Source organism: Streptomyces sp. NPDC034086 (genome assembly GCF_055575515.1).
Map to the genome: position 1 here is coordinate 870,113 of NZ_JBVISM010000001.1, position 25,163 is coordinate 895,275.

Genomic DNA, 25,163 nt, shown 5'->3' on the forward strand with positions numbered 1-25,163 from the left:
CCCGATCCGGCGGCGCCGTCTCGTTCCCCCGGCGGGTCCCGCTCGTTGAGCGGGCATGGAGCTGCTGCCGACCATCGCGGCGCCGGGCGTCGGTGAACGGGCCGACGCCGCGGCCGATGCCGCCTGCCACCTCTACGACGCCGTCGCCCCCGGGACCGCGGGAGGGCCCGGCCGCTGGAGCCGGGCCGCCGCCGAGGACGCCGCCGAGACCATCGAGACCACCGCGCACGCCCTCGCGTCCGCCCACCCGCGCGCCGAGGTGATCCTCGCGCCGGTCCACGCGGCCCTGGCCGACCTGCGCCGCCAGCTCGCGCTCGCCCCGGCCGACCCGCTGACCGCCGAGGGGGTCCCGGCGACGCCCCGTACGGTCGGCAACCCGCGCCGTACCCGCTGGGTACGGGTGCTCACCGCGCCCGTGCCCCGGCAACCGCCGTCCGGTACAGCTTCCTGATCTCCGCGCCGAAGTAGGAGCTGTACGAGGTGTCCGCGGTGGGCCCGCCCGTCTTCCACCCGCCGATCACGCCGATGACGTCACCGGTCTGGGTCCGCGTGTCGTAGTGCGCGAGGAAGGGGCCGCCGCTGGTCCCGCCCGGGTAGCCGGTGCAGTCGATCCGCAGGAACGATCCGGGGCTCCGCGGGTCGCGGCTGGTGAACCTGGTCGTCCGGTTCACGCAGACGCGCGGGCGCGCGGCCGACGCGGGATGGCCGATCAGCGTGACCTTGGAGTGGTTGAAGGCGGCGCCGGTGACGAGCCGGTTCCCGCCCACGACGTCCTCCACCGGGAGGCCGTCGGCGCCGGGCCCGACCTGGGCGAAGGCCACGTCCAGGGTGGCGGCCCGGTCGGGCCCGTCGGTGCGGTAGCGGGGGGCGATCCACACCTTCGAGCGCCCGGCCGCGTCGCGCAGCACCGGGAAGAGTCCGTACGGGCGCGGGTTCGCACGCGTGTACTGCGGTACGAAGGCCACCTGGCGGGTGTCCGTGCCGAGCAGGCAGTGCGCCGCGCTGAGCACCAAGTCGCGGCCGGGGGAGGAGACCACGCTGGCGGTGCAGAAGTAGGCGCCGCCGCCCTGCATGACGAACATCCGGCCCACGACCGGGATGCCGTCGAAGTCCTGCCCGACACCGGTGGTGGACGGCAGGGCCGCCGTGGCGGGTTCCGCGGACACGGCCGCCCGCGCGGGGCCCACGGCGGACACGGACGCCGGTGAGGCGGGCCCGGCCGCCCGCGCGGGCGTGTCGTCGCCGGGGCCGGTGGCGCTCGGGTCACCGGCACCGGCATCGGCCCCGGCACCGGCACCGGGGGAGGCCGGCCCCTCCGGCCCGGCGGGGGCCGCCGGAACCGCCACCGGCGACGGCGCCGAGGCGGGGGAGGGGGCCGGTGCCGCCGGGCCGGCCTCCGCCCGGGCGGCCGCGACGGCCGGCGGGACCGCACCGGCGGCGGGGTCCGGTCCGGGCACGGGCAGGGCGGTGGCCATCCGGTCCGCCGTCCAGAAGGCCGCGGCCTCCCGCGCCGACCAGTGCTCGGAAGCCGCCGCGGCCCGCTCCGTCCGCGCCACGGGCAGGGCCCCGCCCGGCAGGACCAGGGCGGCGGCCGCGGCCGCCGCGGCCGTCACCACCGTCAACAAACGTCGCATGTCTCGCTCGTTCCTGTCGTGACTGCCTAGACAGCCTGGGGGAAACGGAACAGCCTGCCCGGGTCGTAGGCGCGCCTGACCTCCTCCAGGCGGGAGAGGTTGGACCCGTAGTAGGCCTCGCGCCAGCCGGCGAGTTTCGGATCGGCGTAGTTCTGGTAGGCGCGCCCGCCCGCCCACGGGCGCAGGTCCCGCCACAGCCCGTCGAGCCAGCCCTGGTGCCGGGACACCTCGGCCGTCGTGGCGGACTCCGGCCAGTACGCGAGGTACTGGGCCAGGAAGGCGCTGTCCCGGTGGACGAAGGCGGTGCGGGCGGCGGGCACCCGGTTCACGGCACCGCCGCACACCCCGTCGAACTGGACCACGCCGAAACCGCCCCCGGGAGCCTCCCGCCCGTAACGCCGGACCGCGTGCAGCACCGCCGCCACCGCGCCCTCCGGCAGCCCGGCACCGCCCCAGAAGTCGGAACGGGCCGCGTAGGAGTCCCGGCCCAGGCGTCCCCGCGGATCCCGGCCGGGCAGCCGGCCCGGCAGCCGGCACCCCGCGCCGGCCAGGTCCGCGCAGCCGGCCATGGCCCGCACGGTGTCCCCGTAGCCGCGTACGCGGATCCAGCTGTCCCGCGGCTCCGGACCCACCAGCCCGGTCAGCCGGGTCAGCTCCCGCTCGAGCTCCGCCCGTCCGTCGAGGCACACCACCCTGACGGCGGGCACGGCGTCCCGGCCCGCCCCCACGGTGAACTCCACCTGGCTCCAGAACGGGTCCGGCAGCGGGCCCAGCCAGCGCTGCCAGCCCCGTACCACCGCCGCGGAGTCCCCGGCGGGCCAGTGCAGTTCGGCGAACGCCGCGTCACCGACCGGATGCGTGCGCAGCCGGAACTCGGTGACCACGCCGAAGTTCCCGCCCCCGCCCCCGCGCAGCGCCCAGTACAGGTCGGGGTCCCGGTCGGCACCGACCTCGCGCACCACCCCGTCCGGGGTCACCACACGGGCGCCGGAGAGCCGGTCGGAGGTGGTCCCGTACGCCCGCGAACCCAGCCCGAGCCCGCCGCCGAGGGCGAGCCCGGCGATGCCGACGGAGGGGCACAGTCCGGCGGGGACGCCCAGGCCGCGCGCGGCCAGGACCGCGTGCACCTCGGCGAGCCGGGCCCCGGCACCGACCCGCACCACGTCCCCCTCGACCGTCACGGCGGCCATCGCCCCGGTGTCCACCACCAGCCCCCCGGCGACCGTGGACCACCCGGCGTAGCCGTGGCCGCCGCCGCGCGGCACCACCGCAGCGGCGGAGCGCCGCGCGAAGTCCAGGCACACGGCCACGTCCCCGGCGTGCGCGGGGTAGGCCACGGCTGCGGGCGCCACGGCGTCGTAGCGGGGCTGGAAGAGCTGCCGGGCCTCGGCGTAGTCGGCGTCCCCCGGCAGGACCAGCCGCCCGTCCATCGCGCGGCCGAGCGCCCCGAAGTCGGGGCCCGCCCCGCCCGCCGCGCGCCGGGCCCGCCGCGTCCCGCCGCCCCCTACCGCGTCCGCCCGCGCGCCCGCCGCGGTGACGGCGAGGACGGCGGCGGCCGCGGTCGCGAGGGCCCGGCGGCGTGGAAGGCTCATCCCCCCTTCCTGCCACCGCCGGGCCCGATCGCCGAACAGGCGGGCCCGCCCGCCGCCGGTTCCCGCCCGAACGGACCAGGGCCGCGCACGGCGGCGGGGGACCGGCCGCCGCCCTCCGGTTCAGCGTTCCGCCAGGGCCTCCAGCGCGGCGCGGGCCGCGCTCTCGCCCTCCTCGTACGCGTGGGCCCGCGCCTCCCGGGCCGCGTCGCCGAGCTGGCGTACCGCCTCGCCCCTGCGGCCCGTCGCGGCGAGCGCCTCGCCGTACAGGGTCCGCAGCACCACCCGCCGGGGCGCCGCCGCGGGCGGGGCGGCCAGGGCGAGGCCCCGGACCGCGTGGTCGGCGGCCGCCTCGGGCGCGCCCACGGTCAGCAGGTGCTCCGTCAGGTGCTGGTGGGCCAGGGCGGTCGTGTCCGTGCGGCCCGCCCGTTCCGCCAGGCGGAGCGCCGAGGACAGCAGCTCCCCGGGCCGGGCCCGTTCGCCCGTCCGGGCGAGCGCGACGGCGAGGTTGATCCGGGCGATGGCCTCCCCGGCCGTGTCACCCGCCAGGGCGGCCAGCCCGGGTGCCCGCTCGAGCTGCGCGAGGGCCTCCTGCGGCCGCCCCTCCTCGGACAGCACCCAGCCCAGCAGCGCCCGGGTCCGCGACTGGGCACCGGGGTCGCCGTCGGCTTCGGCGCAGACCAACGCCCGTTCCAGCAGGGGCACCCAGCCGTCGCGGACCTGCCACACGATCAGCGGCCACTGGAGCAGCACCAGACGCCAGGCGCGGTCGTGCAGCCCGGCGGCGACGGCCGACTCCACCGCGCCGCGCAGCGCGTCCCGTTCGGCGGCGAACCAGGCCAGGGCGTCCGCGCGGCCGGCGAACGGCCGCACGGGGGCGGCCCGCCGGGCCCCCGCGGGCAGGGCGCAACAGGGCTCGCTGCCCGGCTCGGCGGCGGCGCAGGCCGCGAGGAGGGTGCGCAGCCAGTGGTCGAGCAGCCGCAGCAGCGCCTCCGGGTCGTACCCCGGCGACAGGCTCCGCGCGTAGAGCCGCACCAGGTCGTGCAGTACGTACGACTGCGGGCCGGCCTCCACGACCAGCTGGGCGGCCGCCAGCTGGTCCAGGGCGGCGGCGGCCTGGCTGGGCAGGCACCCGGCGAGCGCGGCGGCCGTGCGCAGGTCGAGGGTGGCGCCGGTATGCGGTCCGAGGTGGTGGAACATCCGCCGGGCGGGTTCCGGCAGGTGCTGCACCGTGAGGCCCAGCGCGGCGGCGACGCCGGTGTTCCCCACGTTCAGCAGGTCCAGCCGGCCGTGTTCGTCGGCGAGTTCACCGGCGAAGGCGGCGAGCCCCAGGTGCGGGCGGGTGGCGAGCCGGGCGGCGGCCACGCGCAGGGCCAGCGGCAGGCCGTCGCACAGCGCGGCGAGGCGCGCCGCGGCCTCCGGCTCGGCCGCGACCAGGTCCCGTCCCAGGACGGCGGCGAGCAGTTCCGTGGACTGCGCGACGGGCAGCTCGCGCACCGGTACGGGGCGGGCGGCGTCGGAGACCACCAGTTCCCCGAGCCGGCTGCGGCTGGTGACCAGGGTGACGCAGCCGTCGCCGCCGGGCAGCAGGGGCCGTACCTGTGCGGAGTCCCGGGCGTTGTCGAGCACGACCAGCATGCGGCGCCCGCGGGTCAGCTCGCGGTAGCGGGCGCCGAGGGCCTGCGGGGAGTCGGGCATCCGCTCGGCCGGGACGCCGAGGGCGAGCAGGAACTCGCGCAGCACGGAGGTGGTGTCCCGGGCCGGGTCGGGGCTGTAGCCGTGGAGGTCGGCGAAGAGCCGGCCGTCGGGGAAGTCCGCGCGCCGCCGGTGCGCCCAGTGCAGGGCGAGCGCGGTCTTCCCGACGCCGGCGCTGCCGGTGAGCATGACGACGGCGTCGGCGGGGGCGGCCGTGGCCCGGTCGAGCGCCGCCAGTTCGGCGGTACGCCCGGTGAAACCGCCGGGGCGGCGCGGCAGGAGCTGGGGTTCCGCGGGCGCAGGGGCGGCCGGGCCCGGCGCTGCGGATCCCGCGTCCGGCGCGGCGGATCCCCCGCCGGGGCGCCCGGGTTCCCCGCCCGGTGCGGCGGATCCCCCGCCGGGGCCAGCCGGTCCCCCTTCCGGCCCCCCGGGTTCGCCGCCCGGCCCCCAGGCGGCCGGGGAGGGGGTGGCGGGCACGCGGACGGCGGCCGTGGGTACGGCGGTGTCCCGTACGGGTGCGGGCACGGCCCGCGCGGGCGCGTCGGCCCGCAGCAGAGCGGTGTACGCGTCGCAGAGCACCGCTCCGGGATCGACACCGAGCTGGTCGGCGAGCAGCTCCCGCGTGCGGTGGTACCAGTCCAGGGCGTCCGACTGCCGGCCCGACCGGCCCAGCGCCAGCATCAGCGCCGCGACCAGCGGTTCCCGCAGCGGGTGCAGTACGGCCTCCGCCCGCAGCAGGGCCGCCGCGGCGGAGTGCTCCCCGAGGAGCGCGTGCGCCCCGGCCAGCTCCTCCACGGCCGTCAGCCGCAGCTCGTCCAGCCCGTGCGCGGCGGCCTCCAGCAGCGGCCCGCCCACGGTCCCGCCGAGCGCGGGCCCCTCCCACAGCGCGAGGGCCTCCCGCAGCAGCCGTACCGTCCGGGCCGGTTCGCGCTGTTCCCGGGCGAGCCGGTGCAGCCGCTCGAAGCGGTGGGCGTCCACCAGGGACGCGGGCAGCCGCAGCGCGTACGCCGGTCCCTGGGTGAGGAGTTCCACGCCGTGGTCCGATGCCCCGTGCTCGGCGAACAGGGCGCGCAACCGGGAGACGTGGCCCTGGAGTACCGTTCGGGAGTGCCGGGGCGGGTCCTCGTCCCACAGCGCCCGCGTCAGCCGGTCCACACCGACGGCCGCGTTGGGCCGCAGCAGGAGCATCGCCAGCAGGCTGCGCCGCTTGGCGGGCCCCAGCTGCACGGGCCTTCCGCACTGCGCCACCAAGGTGACCGTCCCCAGCACGCGGAACTCCATGCATGCCCCTTCCTTCCACTTTCCCCCGCCCGAGCATATGTCCGCGCATTTCGGTCCATGAGGGGGATCCCGGCCAATCGCTCCCGGGCCGCACGTGCCGCCCCGCACCGCGCGCACCTGCGGCGACGCGCCGGCGGACACCCGGAACGGCCTCGTGGCGCAAGGATCGGCGAAACCCCGTTAGCCGGGCGTTAGGAGCGCGTTGGCGGCCACTGCGAGTCTCGTGTCCGCCGGACGGTCCGCACGACGGCACCCGCCCTCCCGGCCCCGTGGGGGACGGGACCCGGGCGGACCGGCCGGCGACCACCGAAGACGAGCGGGAAACAGGGAGTCACTTCATGGCTTTATCCATCGTCCGCGCCTCGGCCCTGGCGGCCTCCACCCTCGCCCTGGCCGGCGTGGCCCTGACCGGTGTGGCCTCGGCCGCCCCGGCGCAGGACCGCGCCCCGTCCGCGGCGGCCGCGTACTGCCACGTGCCCGGCCTCGGCGGCGACTACATCTGCGAGTACGGGGAGGCCTGGCAGACCTTCCCGAACGGTCAGCGCCAGGTCTTCATCGTCGGCTCGGACTTCGCGGTGTGGACGCGCTACACCTACACGAACGGCACCTGGTCCAACTGGGAGTCGCTCAGCGGGAAGGCCCGCAGCGGCGTCCGGATCGAGGGCAACAACACCTGGACCCCAACCATCTCCGTCGTGGGCATGGACGGCGACCGCTGGTACCGCCACCGCCTGAGCAGCGGCAGCTGGACCGGCTGGCAGAGCTGACCCCTCCGCGAAGGCCCGGGGCGGACCCGGCGGCGCCGCACCTCCGCGATGCCCCCCCGCCCCCCCACCGCCCGGCGCGCGGGCCGGTGTTCCGGCCCGCCCGCCGGCCCCGGCCGTGCCCCGGCGGGCACCCCGCCGGGCGCCGCGTCGCCGGTGCCACCGCCGATGCGGCCGCCTCCGACCGCGCGGCGCCGCGCAGCCGGCCTCCACCGCCCCGGACGCCCCGGTACGCGGCACCGGCGCGCCGCGGCCCCGGTGGCCGCCTCAGGCGTCCGGCTCCCGGCGGGCCAGCAGGAACCCCTGCGGGCCGTGCTCCCGCGCGTCCGGTTGCCGTACCGTCCGGGCGACTTCCGCCAGTCCCGCCCCGGCCAGCAGCGAGGCGACCAGCTCCGGCGGGGTCCCGTACACCTCGAGGTCGACCGGATGCCCGTGGGCGGACTCCAGCCGGCGCCGCTCGTCCCCGGCCTCGAACGCGACCAGCGCGTGGCCCCCGGGCGCCAGTACCCGGGCGAACTCGGCGAAGAGCGCGGGCAGTTCGTCCGGTGGCGTGTGCACGGTGGAGTACCAGGCCAGGACCCCGCCGAGCACCCCGTCGGCCATGTCCAGCCGGGCCATCCGGCCCACCTCGAAGCGCAGGCCCGGATAGCTGCGCCGGGCCACCGCCACCATCGCGGGGGAGAGGTCGACGCCGAAGGCCCGTACGCCGAGGCCGTCGAGGTACGCCGTGACGCGGCCCGTACCGCAGCCCAGGTCGGCGACGGCCCCGCCGCGCACGCACTCGGCGAAGGCGTGGAGCAGGGCCCGGTCCAGCGGCCGGGCGTCCAGGGCGTCGCCCAGCAGCCGGGCGTGGTCGGCCGCGAGGGCGTCGTAGGACGCCCGGACGGCACTGAGGCGCGAGGTCTGCTTCATGCCCCTGAACAGTAGCCCGCCCGGCCGCCCCGCTCACCCCCTCCTCCGGCCGGCCTCCGCCGTCCCCCGGCCGTCCCCCGGCCGTCCCCCGGCCGTCCCACACCGGCTCCCTCAGCCCCCGGCCGGCGGCAGGGGCAGCTCCGCCCACTGGTCGCCCGGCACCCCCGGACTCAGCCGCATCAGCGTGAGCGCCTTCACCGGCAGCGGCCCGCTCCGCAGCGCCGCCGAGTCGGCGGTGGGCGCCAGGCCGTCGAGCCCGGCCGCGAGGCACTCCGCGAACGCTCCGGCGGAGCCCGCCGTCGAGGCGAGTGCCCCGGCCACCAGGGAACCGAAGAGCTTGCGCCGCAGCACCGTCTCGTCGTCCGTGACGAGCCGCCCCGACAGGGCCGGCAGCGGCAGGCCGTGCCGGGCGAGACGGGCCGGGCTGATCCGGATGTCGGCCAGGTCGCGGTAGACCAGCCGCAGCGGGCTCCCGTCGGGCGCCAGCACCACCAGCAGGTTCTGCCCGTGCGCCTCCAGCGCCACCCCCAGGTCCAGCACCCGCAGGCACACCGACAGCGCGAGCCGCGCGAACGCCGCCCGCCAGACGGGTGACCGGCCCAGCTCCGTGTCCGCCAGCGCCGCCACCGGGACGACCCGCTCGCCCGGCCGCGCGTACGCCTCCGGGGGCTCGCGGAGCACCGCGGCCAGATCCGGACTGTAGGCGGTGGCCGCGCCGAGCGTCCGGGTGATGTGCAGGCGGCCGTCGAGCCGCTCGGTCAGCGCGTGGGCGAAGGCCGAGAGCACGGCGGCCGTCTCCACCGAGTAGGCGGAGATGTCACGGACGGACGAGGTCAGCCGGGTGCTCAGCGCCGTCTTCACATGGGGGCCGCCCGCCGCCGGGGCGAGCGTCCGCAGCGCCATCAGCGGATGGGCCGCCGGTCCGGGCAGGACCGTCTCGCCCTTCAGGACGTGCTCGGCCTGCCAGGGGTGCACCGGCACCAGGACCCGGTCCCCGTCGCGCAGGTGCTCCGGCCACTCCCCGGCCACCAGGCACTCCGCCGCCCGTACGGGGACCAGCCCGAGCTCCACCAGCGGCCGGTGCTCCGGCGCGTACGCGAGCTGCTCGGCGACCGTGAAGCCGGGCCGGGAGCGGCAGTTGGGGTGGTAGGGGTGCCCGTCCACCACCCGCTGCTCCCATTCCCACCCGGCCCGGGGCCCGGCTTCGGCCCCGGCCGGCCGGCCGGCCCGGGACAGGGCCAGGGAGGCGGTGCTGTCGTCCAGTTCGGCGGCGAAGGCGGTGCCGTGCGGTACCCGCAGTGCCCGGACCAGCCGGGCCGCCTGCCGGCAGGGCCGCCCGTCCAGCCGCACCTCGCCGACCCGGGCGTCCGTCGCGTAGGGGTCGGCGGGCGGGCCCTCCAGCCGCCGGCCGCCGGCCAGCAGCAGCGTGAGCGAGTCCGGTCCGCGCTCCCGGCCCACCACCCAGGGCAGCGGCTCGAACGCCAGTGCCCGCCACAGCCGGGTCAGCACGGCGGCGCGCGCACCGTCCAGCGAGGCCTCGTACGCGGCCGTCAGCGCGGGCCGTACGCCGGCCAGCGCGGCCGCGACGGCCTCCTCGGCCGCCGTGGCGGGGGAGTGCCCGGGGTGGGGCGGGGGAACGTGCCTGCTGCGGTCCAGGGGTCCGGTCCTTTCGAGTCCGTCCATCGATGATCACGTCATCATCGCGGATACTGAAGATCACCGCCGGTGGTCCTTCCCGCGACCCCCCCGGCACACCGGAGACGGACCGAATGGAACCAGTGGACCTCAACACCGCCGCCGACGCCTACAGCGCCGCACCGCTGCTGAACTGCCTGCTCCGGGAGGTGGGCGAAGCCGAGGGCGGGCGGGTCCACCGGCTGCGCGGAAGCGGCAGGCTGCTGCGGGTCGGCGGCGGACGCCGCCCGACCGGCCCCGAGCTGCGCACGGCGGACGGCTGGCATCCGCTGAGCCACGCGGAACTGGTCAAGCTCACCTCCGACGAACTGCTCCGGTACACCGGCGTCCCCAACGACGAACTTCCCGGCGAGATCGGCGACAGCCGCGAGGCCGTGGCCGCGCTGCTGGCGGCCCGGGCGTCCGCGGAGGCGCCCGAGGACCCGTACGTGCGGTCCGAGCAGGCCCTGGTGACGGGGCATCCGCACCACCCCGCCCCCAAGGCCAGGGGCGGCGCGCCCGCCGCGAGCTGGCTGCCGTACGCCCCCGAGGCCCACACCCGCTTCCCGCTGGTGATGCTGGGCCTGCGCGAGGACCAGGTGGCCGAGGAGGGCGGCCCGGCCGCCGCCGGCGCGGTCGACGCGCTGGCCGGGATCCTCGACGGTCCCCGCCCGCCCGCCGGTTACCGGGCGCTGCCCGCGCACCCCTGGCAGCTGGAGCTGCTCGAGGGCCGCCGGGAGCTGGAGGAGGCCTTCGCCGACGGCCGCCTGCTGCGGCTCGGCCCGACCCGGCTGCCGGTGTGGCCCACCGCCTCCGTGCGGACCGTGTACGCACCGGGTCCGGCGGCCGACCTGTTCGCCAAGTTCAGCCTCGACGTCCGCATCACCAACGACGTGCGCCGGCTGTGGCGCCACGACCTGCTGAAGCTGCGCCGCACCGACGCCGCCGTCGAGGAGGGGTTCGCCGACCTGCGCCGCCGGACGGGATCGGCCGCCGTGTGGCTGAGCGACCGCGGGTACCGCACGGCCGCCTTCGCCTTCGAGGAGCTGGCCGTCCTCGTCCGCGACGGGCTGCGCGCGGGCGTGACGGCCGGGGCGGTGCCGCTGCTGGCCGCCGCGCTCGCCGAGGGGTTCCCGGGGAGCCCGCTCGACGCCGCGCCCGACCCGGCCGGCTGGTGGCGGGCGTACCTGCGCCAGGTCGTGCCCCCGGTCCTGGACCTGTTCGCCCGGCACGGGATCGTGCTGGAGGCCCACGTGCAGAACTGCCTGGTCGCGGTCGACGGCCGGGGCGTACCGGTGCAGGCCCTCTTCCGTGACGCCGAGGGCGTGAAGCTGCCGCAGGACGTGCCGCGCGGGGCCGCCTGGCAGCGGCTCGTGTACTGCCTGGTGGTCAACCACCTCGCGGAGGTGGGCGGAGCACTGGCCGAGCGGCACCCCGCGGTGGCCGACGGGGTGTGGCCGGCGGTCCGCGAGGAGCTGGTGCGCTACGACACCGCGTACGGACTGCCGGAGATCGCCGAGCTGCTGGCGGCCCCCTCGCTCCCGGCCAAGACGAACCTGCTGCTGCGCTGGACCCGGGCGGACGGCGCCGACGCGCGCTACCTGGAGCTGCCCAACCCCCTGCGGGGTGCGTGAGCGGGGGCGGGCCGGGAGTGGGATTCGGCCAAGGTGGGCGGGGTGCCGGGACTCCCGTACCGAAAGGTATAGACCAATGCTAGGTTGTCCGGGCAGACCGCGCAGTCCTTGACCACCCGTCAGAGGAGAAGCCATGCCCTCCCCTTCGCGGGGCGGCCGCCCGGCCGCCATGCCCAAGTACCAGCGGATCGCCGCACACCTGCGGGACGAACTCGAGCGCGCCGCCCGCACCTCCGGCGGCAGGCTGCCCTCCGAACGCACCCTGGCCGCCCGGTACGAGGTCAACCGGCAGACCGTCCGGGCCGCGCTCCAGGAGCTGCGCGCCGACGGACTGGTCGTCACCGGGCGCCGGGGCACCCGTGCCGCCGCCGCGGAGGCGCACCGGGACGTGCCCGGTCCGGTCGGCGCGGCCCCGCGGGCCCGTGCCGGGTCGCGCGTGCCGCCGGCCCGGCGGGCTGACGCCCACGTCACCCGGACCCGGCTCGCCCTGGTCACCGTGCCGCCCTCGCTGGCCGCGCTGCTCGGGATGAGGGGCGGCGAGCGCACCCTGGTCCACCACCACCACGTGTACGGCCCGGGCGGGCAGGCGGTCCGGCACGCCGTGACGTACCTCTGCCCGCGCGCCGTCGCCCGCACCCCCGAGCTCGCGGCCTACCTCGACGGGCCGGACGAGGTCCGCGACGGCGACCTGCGGCCGGTGCACCGCTGGCTGGAGCGGGCCGCCGCGCGCGGCCGCACCTCCGAGACCATCACCATGACCCGCACCAGCCGCCCCGCGGCCGCGCCGGCCTGCGGGCTGTCCGTACGCCGCACCCTGCACGACGGCTCCGGGCGGCTGCTCGCCGTGACGGACCTGGCGTTCGCCGGCTGGGACCGGCTCACCTTCCACCGCGAGCCCGAGGCCATCGCGTTCCGTGTGACATGACCCACACCGCGGGCCGGTGCCGGCTACTCGGCGGCGGCCGGAGCGGGCACGCTCTGGGGGGCCGGCCGGGCTTCGGCGGCTTCGGGGCCCTCGGCGGCGGGTGCGCCGGTGAGCAGGGAGAGGAGGCCGGCCACCCGCACCCCCGCCTCGGCGGGGTGCCGGAACATGGCGCCCGGCGAGATCTCGTAGCGGTTGCGCCGCCCGTCCCGTACACGGCGCAGGTAGCCGTCCGATTCCAGGTCGGTCACGATCGCCTGGACCGTGCGCTCGGTGAGCGCGCAGACCAGGGCCACGTCCCTCACCCGCGCTCCGGGGTCCCGGGCGATGGTCACCAGGACGCGTGCGTGATTAGTGAGAAATGTCCAGTTCTCTCGGCGTGTCATGCTGCCCATCCCGTCATGATGCGGCACATGTTTACCGTGAAACAAGACGTGAAAGACGCGAAAAGCTTTTCCGGTATTTCTTGACGTGTGAGTCGATTCGGTCCAGAGTCATGGGCAGTCACGGTCCCGCGCCGCAAGCCGACCAGCCCAAGGAGCGAACCCCCATGCCGGTACCCGCCCACCAGTCCCCTACCGCCGCCCCCGCCGCGGCCGACACCACCGGACCCCTTCTGCCCGGCCCCCGCAGCGGCCGCGCGGCAGCCCGCGAGGCCGGCCTGCCCCGGATCGACGAGCCCAGGGAGGTGGCCCCGGCGGACGCGCGGGAGCTGTCGAAGGTCTTCTTCGCGCGGCTCCGCGAACTCCCCGAGGGCACTCCCGAGCGGCAGTACGTCCGCAACACCCTGATCGAGATGAACGCCTCGCTCGTCCAGTACGCGGTCCGCCGCTTCCGCGGCCGCGCCGACGGCGCCGCCGGGGACGTCGACGACCTCGTACAGGTCGGCACCATCGGCCTGATCAAGGCCATCGACCGGTTCGACCCGGCCCGCGAGAACGAGTTCGCCACCCTCGCCATGCCGTACATCACGGGCGAGATCAAGCGCCACTTCCGCGACACCGCCTGGGCCGTCCACGTCCCGCGCCGGCTGCAGGAGCTGCGCATCGAGATCGCCAAGGCGAAGGAGGAGCTGACGGTCCGGCTCGACCGCTCGCCCACCGTCCAGGACCTCGCCGCACACCTCGACCTCACCGAGGAGCAGGTCATAGAGGGTCTGGTCGCCGCCAACGGACACACCAGCGGCTCCCTCGACGCCCCGCACGCCGAGCACGGCGACGGCCCCGCCGAGGGTCACACCCTCGCCGAGGTGCTGGGGGAGGAGGAGCCGGCCCTGGAGCTCGTCGAGGACATCCAGAGCCTGGCGCCCCTGCTCGAGCGGCTCAGCGACCGCGAACGCACCATGCTCCGCATGCGCTTCGGGGAGGAGCTGACCCAGGCCCAGATCGGTGCCGCCCTCGGCATCTCGCAGATGCAGGTCTCCCGGCTCCTGACCCGGCTCCTCACCCATCTGCGCACGTCCATGCTGGCCGACCCCGACCCGGGCCCCGCCGCCGCACCGGTTCCCGGAACCCGCTGAGGCCGGCGCCCCGTGGGCGCCGCGGGCCGGCGTGAGGTGGATCACTACACCGTTTGCCGTAGCGAAGGGCCGGGCACGCGGGCCGCTGGAGCGGAACCGCATGCTCCGGCCGAGGGGCCGGGCCGCGGACCGTGCGGGCCGATCCCGCCCCGCTCCCCGGCCCGCGCCCCCGGCGGCGGGCCGGACCCGGTACGACCCGCGAGGTGTATGTGTCCACGCTCCAGGCCGAGCACGTCTACAAGGTGTTCGCCAGACGCCCCGACCGCCAGGCGGCCGCGGTCCGCGCGCTCGAAGGCGGCGCCGACCGTGACGAGCTGCGCGCCGACGGCACCACGGCGGCGGTGATCGACGCCTCCTTCCGGGTCGAGCCCGGCGAGATCTTCGTCGTGATGGGCCTGTCGGGCTCCGGCAAGTCCACCCTCCTGCGGATGCTCAACGGACTCCTCGAACCGACCTCCGGCCGCATCCTCTTCGACGGCCAGGACCTCACCGCGCTGACCCCGCGCGAGCTGCGCCGCGTGCGCTCCACCAGGATCTCCATGGTCTTCCAGCACTTCGCGCTGTTCCCGCACCGCGACGTCCTGGCCAACGCCGCCTACGGCCTGGAGGTCCAGGGCGTCCCCCGGGCCGAGCGCGAACGGCGCGCCGCCGAGGCGCTGGCACTGTGCGGGCTCGGCGGCTGGGAGAAGTCCTGGCCCGACGAACTCTCCGGCGGCATGCAGCAGCGCGTCGGCCTCGCCCGCGCCCTGGCCACCGACGCCGACCTGCTCCTGATGGACGAGTCCTTCAGCGCCCTGGACCCGCTCATCCGCCGCGACATGCAGGACCAGCTCCTCGAACTCCAGCGGACCCTGAAGAAGACCATCGTCTTCATCACCCACGACCTCAACGAGGCCATGCGCCTCGGCGACCGGGTCGCCGTCATGCGCGACGGCCGCATCGTCCAGCAGGGCACCGCCGAGGACATCCTGACCCGCCCGGCCGACCACTACGTCGCCTCCTTCGTCCAGGACGTGGACCGCTCCCGCGTCCTGACCGCCGACGCCGTCATGGACGAGCCCACCGGGGCCGCGTCGGCCTGCTCCTGCCCCACCGTCAGCGCCGACACCCCGCTCGCCGACCTCTGCTCCGTGAGCGCCCGCGTCCCCCACCCGGTCGCCGTCACCGGCGCGGACGGCACCGTCGTCGGCTCCGTGCCCAAGGACCGGCTCGTCGCCTTCATCGGTGACGAGCAACGGCCCCCGATGGCCTGCGCGGAGGTGGCCGCCTGATGCCCCGCCTGCACCTCGGAGCCTGGGCCGACAGCGCGGTCGGCTTCCTCCAGCGCCACCTGTCCTGGCTCTTCGACACCGTCAGCGCCCTGGTCGGCGGCCTCTACGACGGCATCGACGCCGTCCTGTCCGCCCCCGCGCCGCTGCTCTTCGCCGGCCTCCTCGCCGTCGCCGCCTGGTGGCTGCGCGGCCTGCTCGCGGGTCTGCTCGCCTTCGCGGCCTTCGCACTCGTGGACTCCGTCGCCCTGTGGGACGAGGCCATGTCCACCCTGTCCCTGGTCCTGGTCGCCACCCTCGTCACGCTGGTGTTCGCCCTCCCGCTGGGCGTGTGGGCCGCGCGCTCCGACCGGGTCAGCGCCGCCCTGCGGCCCCTGCTGGACTTCATGCAGACCATGCCCGCCATGGTCTACCTCATTCCCGGCATCATCTTCTTCGGCGTGGGCGTCGTCCCCGGGATCATCGCCACGATCGTCTTCTCGCTGCCGCCCGGCGTACGGATGACCGAGCTCGGCATCCGCCAGGTCGACGCCGAACTGGTCGAGGCCGCCGACGCCTTCGGCACCGCCCCGCGCGACACCCTCGTACGCGTCCAGCTGCCGCTCGCCCTGCCCACGATCATGGCGGGCGTCAACCAGGTCATCATGCTCGGCCTGTCCATGGTCGTGATCGCCGGCATGGTCGGCGGCGGCGGCCTCGGCGGCGCCGTCTACCGGGCCATCGGCAGCGTCGACATCGGCCTCGGTTTCGAGGCCGGTCTGTCCATCGTCGTCCTCGCCATGTACCTGGACCGCATGACGGGCGCCCTCGGCCGGCAGGTCTCCCCGGTCGGCCGCCGTGCCCAGGCGCTGGCCCGGTCCGCCGCGAGCGGCACAACCCGGCTGTGGCGCCACCGCCCCCAGCCCGCGTACGCCGTCACCGCGGCCGTCGTCCTCGCCCTCGTCGCGGGCGGACTGAGCACCTTCGGCGGCTCCACGGCACCGGCGGCCGCGAGCGGCGCCGAGAACACCGGCAAGGGCCGCCAGATCAGCATCGGTTACATCCCCTGGGACGAGGGCACCGCCTCCACCTTCCTGTGGAAGGAGCTGCTGGAACGCCGCGGCTACCGGGTGGACGCCCGGCAGCTGGAACTGGGCGCGCTGTTCACCGGGCTCGCCGGCGGCCAGGTCGACTTCCAGACCGACGCCTGGCTGCCCGTCACCCAGGCCCAGTACTGGGAGAAGTACGGGAAGCGGCTGGACGACCTGGGCGCCTGGTACGGGCCCACCTCCATCGAGCTGTCGGTCCCCTCGTACGTCGAGGACGTGCGCTCCCTCGAGGACCTCAAGGGCAAGGGGGCACGGTTCAAGGGCCGGATCATCGGCATCGAGCCGAGCGCGGGCGCCATGTCCGTGCTGAAGGACAAGGTCCTCAAGGAGTACGGCCTCGAAGGGGAGTACCAGGTCGTCGACGGCTCCACCCCGGGCATGCTCGCCGAACTCCAGCGGGCCTACGCCAAGAAGGAGCCGGTGGTGAGCGTGCTGTGGTCCCCGCACTGGGCGTACTCCACCTACGGGCTGACCAAGCTGGCCGACCCGAAGGGCGTCTGGGGCCGCGGCGACGGCATCCACACCCTCGCACGCAAGGGCTTCGCCGACGACGAGCCGGAGGTCGCCGCCTGGCTGCGCTCCTTCAAGCTGGACGAGGCCCAGCTGACCGGCCTGGAGGCGAAGATCCAGGAGATGGGCAAGGGCAAGGAACAACAGGCGGTCCGCGCCTGGCTGACCGACCACCCCGAGGTGGCCGGGCTCGTCTGACACGGCCGGCCCGGGGGCGCCCGGGACCGTCATGAACGACCGGGCCGGGGCGCCCGGGACCCCAGCGGTCCCGGGCGCCCCGGCCTTCGGCGTACGCGGCTCAGCCCACCGGCACCCGCTCGGTCGCGGGCCGGGACGCCCGGTGCCCCTCCCCGCCCCGCACCCGAGGCCGCACCGGCCACCACAGCGAGCGGCCCAGCAGCGCGGCCAGCGCGGGCACCAGGACGACGGACAGGACGAACGCGGACAGCAGGATCCCGACCGCCGTCGCGAAGCCGGTCTGCTGGGTCCCGGCGTGCGGGCCCACGGCGAGGCTGCCGAAGGACGCGGCGAGCACCAGCCCGGCCGTCGCGATCGCCGGCGCGGTGTGGCGTACGGCGCGGGCCACCGCCGCGCGGGCCGGTCCGGGCCGCTCCATCTCCTCCCGCAGCCGGTCGCTGATCAGGATGTTGTAGTCGGTGCCCAGCGCCACCACGAACAGGAACAGCACCAACGGCAGCGTGAAGTCCACGCCCGGCCGTCCCAGCCCGTGCTGGAAGACCAGCGCCGAAGCCCCCAGGGTGGCCGCGAAGCCCAGCCCGACGGCGATCATCAGCACCACCGGCGCGAGCAGGCTGCGCAGCAGCACCAGCAGGATCACGGCGATCAGCACCGCCGCCACCGGGAAGATGACCTTCAGGTCCTCGTCGACGGCGACCGCTATGTCCGCGAACACCGAAGCCGTCCCGCCCACGTGGGCCTCGGTCCCGGCCGGCAGGTTCACCCGGATGGTGTCCCGCACCGGCCCGGAGACCAGGTCGCGGGCCTGCTGCCCGCCGGATTCGACGGTCAGCAGCAGATCGATCCGGGCCGCCTTGCGGTCCTCGCTCACCACCGTCGGGGCCACCCCGCCCACACCGGGGACCTTGGCCAGCGCCCCGGCCAGGCCGGCCACGCGCTCCGCGCCGAGCGGAGCGCCGTCCTTCGCGGCGACGAGCACGCTCGCCGGATCCGAGACACCGGCGGGCAGGGCGCGGGAGATCTCGGCGGCCGTCTCCACCGCGGCGGTCCGCTCGCCGTCCGCGCCGGACCCGTAGTCCATGCGGATGCCGGCCAGCCCCGCCGTCAGCCCGCCGAGCAGCACCAGTGACGCGAGGACCAGCGCCACCGGCCGCCGGGCGGTCAGCCGGCCGAGCGCGCCCGCCACACCCTCACGGGGCTCGCGCCGCAGTGCCTTCGAGGGCCAGAACATCCTCCGGCCGGTCACGGCCAGCAGCGCCGGCATCAGCGTGAGGCTGCCCAGCAGCATCACCAGCACCGACACCGCGATGGCCGGGCCCAGCACCCGGAACTGGCCGAAGGAGGCGATCCCGAGGGTGGCGAACGCGGCCACGATCGTCAGGGCGGCCGAGGTGACGGCCGTGCCCACCCGGCCCGCGACCTCCGCGGCCGCGGCGCGCCCGCTCTGCGCCGGGTGGCGCCGCAGCTGCTCACGGAAGCGGAACAGCAGGAAGAGGAAGTAGTCGATCCCGATGCCCATGAGCACCACGTTGATCAGGCCAGGAGTGGACGGCGCCAGCCGGATGCCGCTCGCCATCGACGCCATGACCACCGCACCGGTCGCCGCGCCGCCGATGACGGCCACCGAGACCAGGGGCAGCAGCGCCGCGAACACACTGCGGAACACCAGGACGTGGAGCAGCACGATCAGCCCCATCACCACCGCGCCGACCACCGTCGACCGGGTCTTCTCCGCATCGGCGGTGTCCACCGTGGCGGCCAGGCCGCCCGTGAACCCCGTCCGCAGTCCCGCCTCCTGGAACGCCGCCCGGGCCTGGTCGCGGAACGCCTTGTAGGTGCTCTGCACCCCGGGGTCCTCCGGATTGCCCTTCAGCTCCACGGACAGCAGCCGGAACGACCGGTCCGGGGCCGTCATCCCGGCGCCCACGCGGGGGACCTGGGAGTGGTCCTCCGTGAACGGCGGATCGTCCTCCGTCCTCGGCATGGTCACCTTCTGCCGGGCCAGCCGCCGCGACACCTCCTCGATCCGGCGCTCGTCGGGCGCGGAGAGCGCCGCACCGTCCGTACGGGCCACCAGGACCGTCAGCGGGTCGGAGTCCGGGCGGGCCCCGAAACTCTCCTCGGCGATCCGCAGCGCGGCCGCCGAGTCGTAGGACGCGGGCAGGAAGCCGTCGTTGCCGGGCTGGGTGGCGCGGAAGACGAACACCTGCCCCAGGATCGCCACCGCGATGCCCAGCACCGCCCACAGAGCGATCACCTTCCATGGGTTCCTCGTCGAGCATCCCGTCAGGGCGCGGATCACTGTTCTCCTCCGGTCGTGCGTGCGGACTCCGGCCGGGGCGTCCGGCCGGTACCCAGAACATCAGCGCCCGGACGGGAAAACGTCCTGGTGGAGAAGGAGAACGCCGCCGGGACCAGGGTCCGGGACACCGCCAGGACCAGGACCCTGGTCCTGGTCGCACCCCGTCCCCGGGGCCGGTGTCCCGGCCCCGGCCCGATGGGAGAATGGATCTACGAGGACGGCCCGCCGGCGGTCCGTGGCGGAGGAGCCGAAGGATGGGCACGCGTGCCGAAGGGCTGACGTGGACGCGCAACGACGCACTGGTGGCGGTCGGCGCGGCGGCCGTGGACCTGACGGGCTTCGCCTTCGACACGCAGTTCGAGGGCGCCTCGCTGGAGGTCGCCGCGGCGTTCTTCGTGGTGGCCTCGTCACTGGCCCTGCTGGCCCGGCGCCGTCACCCGGTGGTGACGCTGGCGGCGGTCCTGCTGCTCGGGGCGGCCGTGAACCTCACGGCCTCGGTGTCCCCGCACTTCGGCCTCACCCCGGCCATAGCCCTGTACTCGGTCGCCGTGGCCTGCAGGCCCTCCGCGGTGGTGTGCGCCGTCCTCGCGACGGCCCCGCTCACCAGCCTCGGGCAGGGCGGCCTGCCCTTCGACCCGGGCCTCGGGCTCCTCGCCAACACGGGCGCCAGCCTCCTCGTCGTCACCACCGGGCTCATGGCCAAGCGGTGGCAGCGGGAGACCGAGGCCAGGCGGATCCTGCTCGCCGAGCGGGCGGTGGCCGACGAACGCCGCCGCATCGCGCGCGAGCTGCACGACATCGTCGCCCACCACATCACCACCATGCAGCTCATGGCCGGCGGCGCCCGCGCCAACCTCGCCCACGACCCCGGGGCAGCCCGCGAGGCGCTGGTCATCCTGGAGGACTCCGGCCGGATGGCCCTCGGCGAGATGCGGCAACTCCTCGACGTCCTGCGGGCCGGGGAGGAACCGGAGACCGGCCCGCCCGCCCCGCAGCCCGGAGCCGCGGACCTGGAGCGCATCGTCACCGAGTCCCGGCTCGCCGGGATGGACACGGAGTTCACCGTCACCGGCCCGGCCCGCCCGCTGCCGCCCACCGTCGGCCTCACCGTGTTCCGGGTCGTGCAGGAGGCCCTGACCAACGCCCGCAAGCACGCCGGGAACGCCCCGGCCCGGGTGCGGCTGACGTACCGGCCGGACGAGGTCGCCGTGGAGGTCTGCGACGAGGGCCCCGGTGACGGCGCCGCCCGGCGCGCGCCCGGCCGGCCGCCCCGGCACGGCGGGTACGGCCTGATCGGCATGCGGGAACGCGTGACCCTGCACGGCGGCACCCTGGAGGCCGCACCCCGCGAGGACGGCGGCTTCCGCGTCGCGGCCCGCCTCCCGGTACCCCGCGACGGGGCACCGCACCCCGGACACGTCTGATCCCCCGCTCCACCCGCCACGAGAGGAACACCCCGATGATCCGCGTGCTCATCGCCGACGACCAGCCACTGGTACGGCGCGGCCTGGCCCTGATCCTGGCGCCCGACCCGGACATCGAGGTGGTCGGCGAGGCGGCCGACGGCGCCGAAGCCGTGGACCTGGCCGGGCGGCTGTGCCCCGACGTGGTGGTCATGGACATCCGGATGCCGGTGCTCGACGGCGTCGCCGCCACCGGACGGCTGGCCGAGGTCCGGCCCGAGTCCCGGGTGCTCGCACTGAGCACCTTCGACATGGACGAGTACGTGGTCGCCGCCCTGCGCGCCGGCGCCTACGGCTTCCTGCCCAAGGACGTCTCCCCGGAGGAGCTGATCGCCGCCGTCCGCACGGTCCACGCCGGGGAGGCCGCCGTCGCGCCCAGACTGCTGACCCGGCTCCTGTCCACCTACGTACGCGCCACCCCGCGCGAACCCCGGCCCGCCCCGCCGGCCCCCGTCGGGCTGACCCCGCGCGAGCTGGAGATCTGGCGGCTGCTCGCGACCGGCCTGGACAACGCCGGCATCTCCGCGGAACTCGACATCAGCGTCTCCACGGTGAAGAACCACATCACGGCCGTCTTCGGCAAGCTCGGCGTACGCGACCGGGCCCAGGCGGTCATCGCCGCCTACGAGACGGGGCTGGTCCAGCCCGAGCGCAGCGGCGCCTGACCACCCGGTGCCCGCCGCGGGCCGGAACCGCCTCTCGTACCCGTACGCCTGACCAGCCGGAACACTGGATGATCCGCCGGTGCGCGGGAAGCTCCCCGCATGGCACAGTGCCAGGAGCACAACCGCCGGACCAGGGAGCCCCCATGCGTGATCCGCACACCGCGCCGCCGGTGCTCGCCGCGGCGCCCGAGTGCCGGACCGGTCCCCGCCCCGCCCCGCCGGCGTCCCCGCTGCCCGTCTGCCCCCGGTGCGCGGGCGCGCCGGAACGGATCTCCTGGCGCCAGCGCCCGGGCGAACCGGTCCACCTGCTCTTCGACCCCTGCGGCCACCGCTGGACCTCCCCGGCCCCGCCCGTCCTGGCCGTCACCCCGCCCGCCCCCCTCGGCCCCTGACGGCCGCGCCGCTCCCCGGCGCCCTCCGCCCGGGCGGTCCGCGGCGACCTCGTATCCTGCCCTCAGCACACCTGTGAGCAGCAGCATCGATGAGCCGTGTCGCGCCCCGCGCGCCGACCGGCGGGAGCGGGAGAACCTGATGGACGTGCAGCACTTCGAGCGGATCACCGCGTTCATCGAGGCCCGGCTGACCCCGTTGTTCGACGCGGAGACGGGAAGCGAGCGCGGCTTCGCGATGGACGACACCTCCCGCGCCCTGCGCGCGCTGCGCAACAGCGTGCTCGAGGCCTCCGCGGTCAAGGGGCTCATCGAGACCCGGGCGACGGCCGATCCGCTGCTGCGCAAGGTCATCGACCAGTCGGTGGAACACCACTGGGACGTGCTGCGCGGCATCGCCCGGCAGTGGGAGGACCACGCCGACTTCCGCCGTGAGTTCAAGCGCCACGCGTGGGAGCTCGACGGAACGCCCGCCGCCGTCTCCGCCTGATCCGATCCGCCGGACCCCCGGGGGCGAACCGGGCCTAAGGGGTGGGGGCGCCGCCGATCAGGTAGTCGATCCGGCGCTGGAGTCCGCTCCAGCGCCGGTCGTGCCGGTAGGCCCGCTTCACGGTCCGGGCGCGGGCGCCGGGCCGGTGGACGTAGAAGCGGCGCGCCCACGGCGACGCCGGCCGGGCCAGCCGTACCGCGGCGATCAGGGCGATGAGCGGCACGACCGCGCCGAGCATCGCCAGCCGGGGTTTGCCCTTGAGCAGTGCCACGGCGGCCAGCAGCAGGTTGAACAGCACCGTGGCGCCGAGGAGCAGGCGGTTCGTCTGCTGGTCCTCCGTCAGACCGTCGACGCCGAGGGGCAGGAAACCGCACAGCAGCAGCCCCGCCAGGGCCGACGTCATGATCACGGCCTCGACGCTGAGGGTGCCCTCCTTGCTCCAGTAGACGTCGCTCAGGTGCAGGATCAGGGCGAACTCGTCCAGGACCAGGCCCGTGCCCGTACCGAACAGCACGGCCGCCACCCAGGAACCCCACCCCGTCCGGCCGCCGGCGATCGCGGTGAACCCGCCGACGGTCATCAGGACCACCCCGGGGACGCAGTGGTGCACGTGCAGACCGCCCGGCGCGACATCGCGGAAGGGGCCCTTCCCGGCCCGGATCATCCGGGTGACGACGCGGGTCACCGCGAAGGTCACGACGAACGCCGACAACGCCAGGAGCAGCGGCAGTTTCCCCGGCTCCAGGATGTTGCGGTACCACCAGTCGCCCATGCGGTCACCCTCCCGGCACCGGCCGGCCCGCGCACCGCGGGGACCGCCGTTCGGGCGCCCCGGACGGCTGACCGGGCGCGGCCCGTTTACCGTGGGACGTGGAGGTGGTTGCCATGGCGGAGCAGCACGCCGCGGGAGCGGCCGCGCGGGAGCTGGATGACGGCCGACTGCTCAAGGAGCTGGAGACCATCCACCGCACGCGGCACGAGACCCTGCTGCACGGCTCTGACGACGCGCTGGCCACGCACACCCAAAGGCTCAAGGAGCTGGAGGAGGAGTACGTGCGCCGCCACCCGGAGCGCGCCCCCAGCGCGGCCCGTACCCGCTCCGGCGCCCGTGCCCGGACCTCGGGCGAGGGCTGAGCACGGGTTCCCGGGAAACTGGTCCGCCCCGCGAATGCGCGGGGCGGCAGTGGGCTTGTGCCCTGAGGCGGGGCGGTGAAACCCGGTCCGCCTCGAATCGGTGCCCGGCGGCGCGGGTCAGCGTTCTTCGCGGAAGTCGACGTGCCGGCGGAGCACCGGGTCGAACTTGCGCAGCACCATGCGGTCGGGGTCGTTGCGACGGTTCTTGCGGGTGACGTAGGTGTAGCCGGTCCCCGCGGTGGAGCGGAGCTTGACGAGGGGGCGTATGTCGTTGCGAGCCATGCCCCCAGTATATGGGAATGGTTCCCATGTTCAATAGACCCCGGCTCGGGGTGGTCTACTGAGCCATTCTTGCGTCGAGTGAGACGAGTTTGTATCGTTCGAGGCGTACAAGGCTCATCAGTGGACTCCGGCCCCCTGGCCGGCCGCCGCCCCGCCGGGCGGCTCCCTCCCGTGCGCCATCCCGAACGGAACTCCATGCACACCCCCACGCGGGACCCGCGCCGCTGGATCGTCCTCGCGATCCTCTCCGGCAGTCTCCTGCTCATCTCGATGGACACCACGATCCTCAACGTGGCCTTCCCCTCGCTCGTCGCGGACCTCCGGCCCGGCGCCGTGCAACAGCTGTGGATCATCGACGTCTACGCCCTCGCCCTGTCCGGGCTGCTGGTCACCGCCGGGGCCCTCGGTGACCGCTGGGGCCGCAAGCGGCTGCTCATGGCGGGCTTCGGCGTCTTCTCCGCCGCGTCGCTGATCGCCGTGTTCTCCACCGAGGCCTGGCACGTGATCGCGGCCCGCGCCCTCCTCGGCGTCGGCGGTGCGGCGATCATGCCGGCCACCCTGTCGATCCTGCGCGGCGTCTTCGCCGACGCCAAGGAGCGCGCCTTCGCCCTCGCCGTCTGGGCCGCCGTGTTCGGCGGCGGCATGGCCTTCGGCCCCGTCGTCGGGGGACTCCTCGTCCAGGACCACGGCTGGCACTCGGCCTTCCTCCTCAACCTGCCCGTGGCCGCCCTCATCGTCGCGGTGGGCTTGCGCTACCTGCCCGAATCGCGCGCCCCGCGCGGCACCGGCCCGTGGGACTGGTGGGGCGTGGGCCAGTCGATCGCCGGCATGCTCGCCCTCGCGGGCGGCATCAAGCAGCTCGGCAAGAGCGGCGTCGCCGACCCGCTGCCCTGGGCCCTGCTCGGCGCCGCCGCCCTCGCGCTCACCGTGTTCGTCCGCCGCCAGCTGCGCCGGGACGAGCCGCTGCTCCAGGTACGGCTGTTCACCAAGCCCGCCTTCAGCGTCGCGGCCACCGCGATCTTCCTGCCGATGGTCGGCATGGGCGCGATCCTCTTCCTCGTCACCCAGTGGTTCCAGTACGGCCAGGGCTACACCCCCCTGGAGGCCGGGCTGCGCCTGCTGCCCGCCCCGCTGGCGCTGATCTGCGCCTCGCTGGTGGCCCCGGCGCTGATGCACCGTTACCCGATCCGGCACGTACTGGGCGCCTCGCTGGTGGTCCTCGCTGCCGGGATGGCGATGCCCTGGACCGTGCAGCAGTTCACCCCGCTGGGATATCCGGCCTTCGCGGCGGGGCTGACCGTGATGGGGCTGGGCGCCGGCCTCGCGACCACCGTGGCCTCCGTCACCCTGGTCTCCGCCGCGCCCGCCGACCAGGTCTCCAGCGCGGCCGCCATCGAGGAGACCTGCTACGAACTGGGTTCCGCGATGGGCGTCGCCATCCTCGGCAGCACGGCCGCCGCCCTCTACCGGGGCAACCTGCCGGCCCTCGGCCTGGACGGCCCTGCCGCGAGCGCCGTACGGGACTCGGTCGGCGAGGCGGCGCACACCGCCGAACGGCTCGGCGGCGCGGTCGGCCAGGCCCTCCTGGAGACCGCCTCTCAGGCCTACACCCTGGCGATCACCCCGGCCTTCCTGATGGCCGGAGCCCTGGCCGTCGCCGCCGCGGCCACGGCCTGGGCGCTGATCCCGCACGACCTGGAGCCCACCGAGAACCACTGACCCGCCCGCACCCCGCCCGCGCCCCGCCCGC

The 25,163-nt window shown here is 75.8% G+C and carries 22 protein-coding genes; 13 read left to right on the top strand and 9 right to left on the bottom strand.

What is annotated here, in order from left to right; genetic code table 11:
• The first annotated feature begins 55 nt into the window (after window positions 1-55).
• Complete coding sequence (locus tag ACZ514_RS03920; protein ID WP_468162462.1) at window positions 56-451, top strand: hypothetical protein; 396 nt, start codon at window positions 56-58, stop codon at window positions 449-451.
• Here ACZ514_RS03920 and ACZ514_RS03925 read toward each other — a convergent pair.
• The 3 genes from ACZ514_RS03925 to ACZ514_RS03935 form a co-directional block, all read right to left on the bottom strand.
• The gene (locus ACZ514_RS03925; RefSeq protein WP_469124032.1) at window positions 405-1,634 is read right to left on the bottom strand and encodes a serine protease family protein; all 1,230 of its coding nucleotides are present in this window, start codon (window positions 1,632-1,634) and stop codon (window positions 405-407) included. The genes ACZ514_RS03920 and ACZ514_RS03925 overlap by 47 nt on opposite strands.
• Before the next feature lie 26 nt (window positions 1,635-1,660).
• Window positions 1,661-3,226 (bottom strand): FAD-binding oxidoreductase, encoded by a 1,566-nt coding sequence (locus ACZ514_RS03930; protein WP_469124033.1) that lies wholly within the window; start codon window positions 3,224-3,226, stop codon window positions 1,661-1,663.
• A gap of 120 nt (window positions 3,227-3,346) precedes the next feature.
• The gene (locus tag ACZ514_RS03935; protein ID WP_469124034.1) at window positions 3,347-6,199 is read right to left on the bottom strand and encodes an AfsR/SARP family transcriptional regulator; all 2,853 of its coding nucleotides are present in this window, start codon (window positions 6,197-6,199) and stop codon (window positions 3,347-3,349) included.
• A 338-nt stretch (window positions 6,200-6,537) separates the two neighbouring features.
• On the opposite strand from ACZ514_RS03935, the gene ACZ514_RS03940 reads away from it, so the two are divergent.
• Entirely contained in the window at window positions 6,538-6,966 is a 429-nt protein-coding gene (locus tag ACZ514_RS03940; protein WP_468694655.1) for a DUF8189 domain-containing protein, read from the top strand.
• A gap of 264 nt (window positions 6,967-7,230) precedes the next feature.
• On the opposite strand, the gene ACZ514_RS03945 is transcribed toward ACZ514_RS03940, so the two are convergent.
• Entirely contained in the window at window positions 7,231-7,875 is a 645-nt protein-coding gene (locus ACZ514_RS03945) for a class I SAM-dependent methyltransferase (protein ID WP_469124035.1), read from the bottom strand.
• Window positions 7,876-7,986: 111 nt separating this feature from the next.
• On the bottom strand, window positions 7,987-9,558 hold the full coding sequence (locus ACZ514_RS03950; protein WP_468694651.1) for an IucA/IucC family protein: 1,572 nt from the start codon (window positions 9,556-9,558) through the stop codon (window positions 7,987-7,989).
• Window positions 9,559-9,644: 86 nt separating this feature from the next.
• Here ACZ514_RS03950 and ACZ514_RS03955 point away from each other — a divergent pair, with 86 nt between their 5' ends.
• Both ACZ514_RS03955 and ACZ514_RS03960 read left to right on the top strand, forming a co-directional pair.
• Complete coding sequence (locus tag ACZ514_RS03955; protein WP_468694649.1) at window positions 9,645-11,183, top strand: IucA/IucC family protein; 1,539 nt, start codon at window positions 9,645-9,647, stop codon at window positions 11,181-11,183.
• Between the two features lie 133 nt (window positions 11,184-11,316).
• Entirely contained in the window at window positions 11,317-12,108 is a 792-nt protein-coding gene (locus ACZ514_RS03960; RefSeq protein ID WP_468162446.1) for a GntR family transcriptional regulator, read from the top strand.
• A gap of 23 nt (window positions 12,109-12,131) precedes the next feature.
• On the opposite strand, the gene ACZ514_RS03965 is transcribed toward ACZ514_RS03960, so the two are convergent.
• Window positions 12,132-12,491, bottom strand: a complete 360-nt coding sequence (locus ACZ514_RS03965; RefSeq protein ID WP_468162444.1) for a winged helix-turn-helix domain-containing protein — start codon at window positions 12,489-12,491, stop codon at window positions 12,132-12,134.
• A gap of 164 nt (window positions 12,492-12,655) precedes the next feature.
• On the opposite strand from ACZ514_RS03965, the gene ACZ514_RS03970 reads away from it, so the two are divergent.
• The 3 genes from ACZ514_RS03970 (at window position 12,656) to ACZ514_RS03980 (ending at window position 16,688) form a co-directional block, all read left to right on the top strand.
• Complete coding sequence (locus ACZ514_RS03970) at window positions 12,656-13,624, top strand: SigB/SigF/SigG family RNA polymerase sigma factor (protein WP_468162442.1); 969 nt, start codon at window positions 12,656-12,658, stop codon at window positions 13,622-13,624.
• 209 nt (window positions 13,625-13,833) lie between these two features.
• Window positions 13,834-14,895, top strand: a complete 1,062-nt coding sequence (locus ACZ514_RS03975) for a quaternary amine ABC transporter ATP-binding protein (protein ID WP_469124036.1) — start codon at window positions 13,834-13,836, stop codon at window positions 14,893-14,895.
• Entirely contained in the window at window positions 14,895-16,688 is a 1,794-nt protein-coding gene (locus tag ACZ514_RS03980) for an ABC transporter permease/substrate binding protein (protein WP_469124037.1), read from the top strand. Before ACZ514_RS03975 ends, ACZ514_RS03980 begins: the two co-directional genes overlap by 1 nt.
• Window positions 16,689-16,788: 100 nt before the next feature.
• On the opposite strand, the gene ACZ514_RS03985 is transcribed toward ACZ514_RS03980, so the two are convergent.
• Window positions 16,789-18,945, bottom strand: coding sequence for an MMPL family transporter (locus ACZ514_RS03985; RefSeq protein WP_469124038.1), 2,157 nt, complete (start codon window positions 18,943-18,945; stop codon window positions 16,789-16,791).
• A gap of 299 nt (window positions 18,946-19,244) precedes the next feature.
• Here ACZ514_RS03985 and ACZ514_RS03990 point away from each other — a divergent pair, with 299 nt between their 5' ends.
• The 4 genes from ACZ514_RS03990 to ACZ514_RS04005 all read left to right on the top strand — a co-directional run bounded on the left by ACZ514_RS03990 (window position 19,245) and on the right by ACZ514_RS04005 (window position 21,997).
• Window positions 19,245-20,414, top strand: a complete 1,170-nt coding sequence (locus ACZ514_RS03990; RefSeq protein ID WP_469124039.1) for a sensor histidine kinase — start codon at window positions 19,245-19,247, stop codon at window positions 20,412-20,414.
• 35 nt (window positions 20,415-20,449) lie between these two features.
• On the top strand, window positions 20,450-21,118 hold the full coding sequence (locus tag ACZ514_RS03995) for a response regulator (RefSeq protein WP_469124040.1): 669 nt from the start codon (window positions 20,450-20,452) through the stop codon (window positions 21,116-21,118).
• A gap of 143 nt (window positions 21,119-21,261) precedes the next feature.
• Window positions 21,262-21,510 (top strand): hypothetical protein, encoded by a 249-nt coding sequence (locus ACZ514_RS04000; RefSeq protein WP_468162430.1) that lies wholly within the window; start codon window positions 21,262-21,264, stop codon window positions 21,508-21,510.
• A gap of 139 nt (window positions 21,511-21,649) precedes the next feature.
• Window positions 21,650-21,997, top strand: coding sequence for a hypothetical protein (locus ACZ514_RS04005; RefSeq protein ID WP_469124041.1), 348 nt, complete (start codon window positions 21,650-21,652; stop codon window positions 21,995-21,997).
• 34 nt (window positions 21,998-22,031) lie between these two features.
• Here the strand turns inward: ACZ514_RS04005 and ACZ514_RS04010 are convergent, their stop codons facing one another.
• On the bottom strand, window positions 22,032-22,769 hold the full coding sequence (locus ACZ514_RS04010) for a hypothetical protein (protein ID WP_468162426.1): 738 nt from the start codon (window positions 22,767-22,769) through the stop codon (window positions 22,032-22,034).
• A gap of 113 nt (window positions 22,770-22,882) precedes the next feature.
• Between ACZ514_RS04010 and ACZ514_RS04015 the strand changes: the two genes are divergently transcribed.
• On the top strand, window positions 22,883-23,131 hold the full coding sequence (locus tag ACZ514_RS04015; RefSeq protein WP_468162424.1) for a DUF6158 family protein: 249 nt from the start codon (window positions 22,883-22,885) through the stop codon (window positions 23,129-23,131).
• A gap of 117 nt (window positions 23,132-23,248) precedes the next feature.
• On the opposite strand, the gene rpmG is transcribed toward ACZ514_RS04015, so the two are convergent.
• Window positions 23,249-23,413, bottom strand: a complete 165-nt coding sequence (rpmG, locus tag ACZ514_RS04020; RefSeq protein WP_468694625.1) for a 50S ribosomal protein L33 — start codon at window positions 23,411-23,413, stop codon at window positions 23,249-23,251.
• Between the two features lie 195 nt (window positions 23,414-23,608).
• Between rpmG and ACZ514_RS04025 the strand changes: the two genes are divergently transcribed.
• Window positions 23,609-25,132: an MFS transporter gene (locus tag ACZ514_RS04025; protein ID WP_468162420.1), complete on the top strand. Its 1,524-nt coding sequence runs from the start codon at window positions 23,609-23,611 to the stop codon at window positions 25,130-25,132.
• Window positions 25,133-25,163 lie beyond the last annotated feature (31 nt).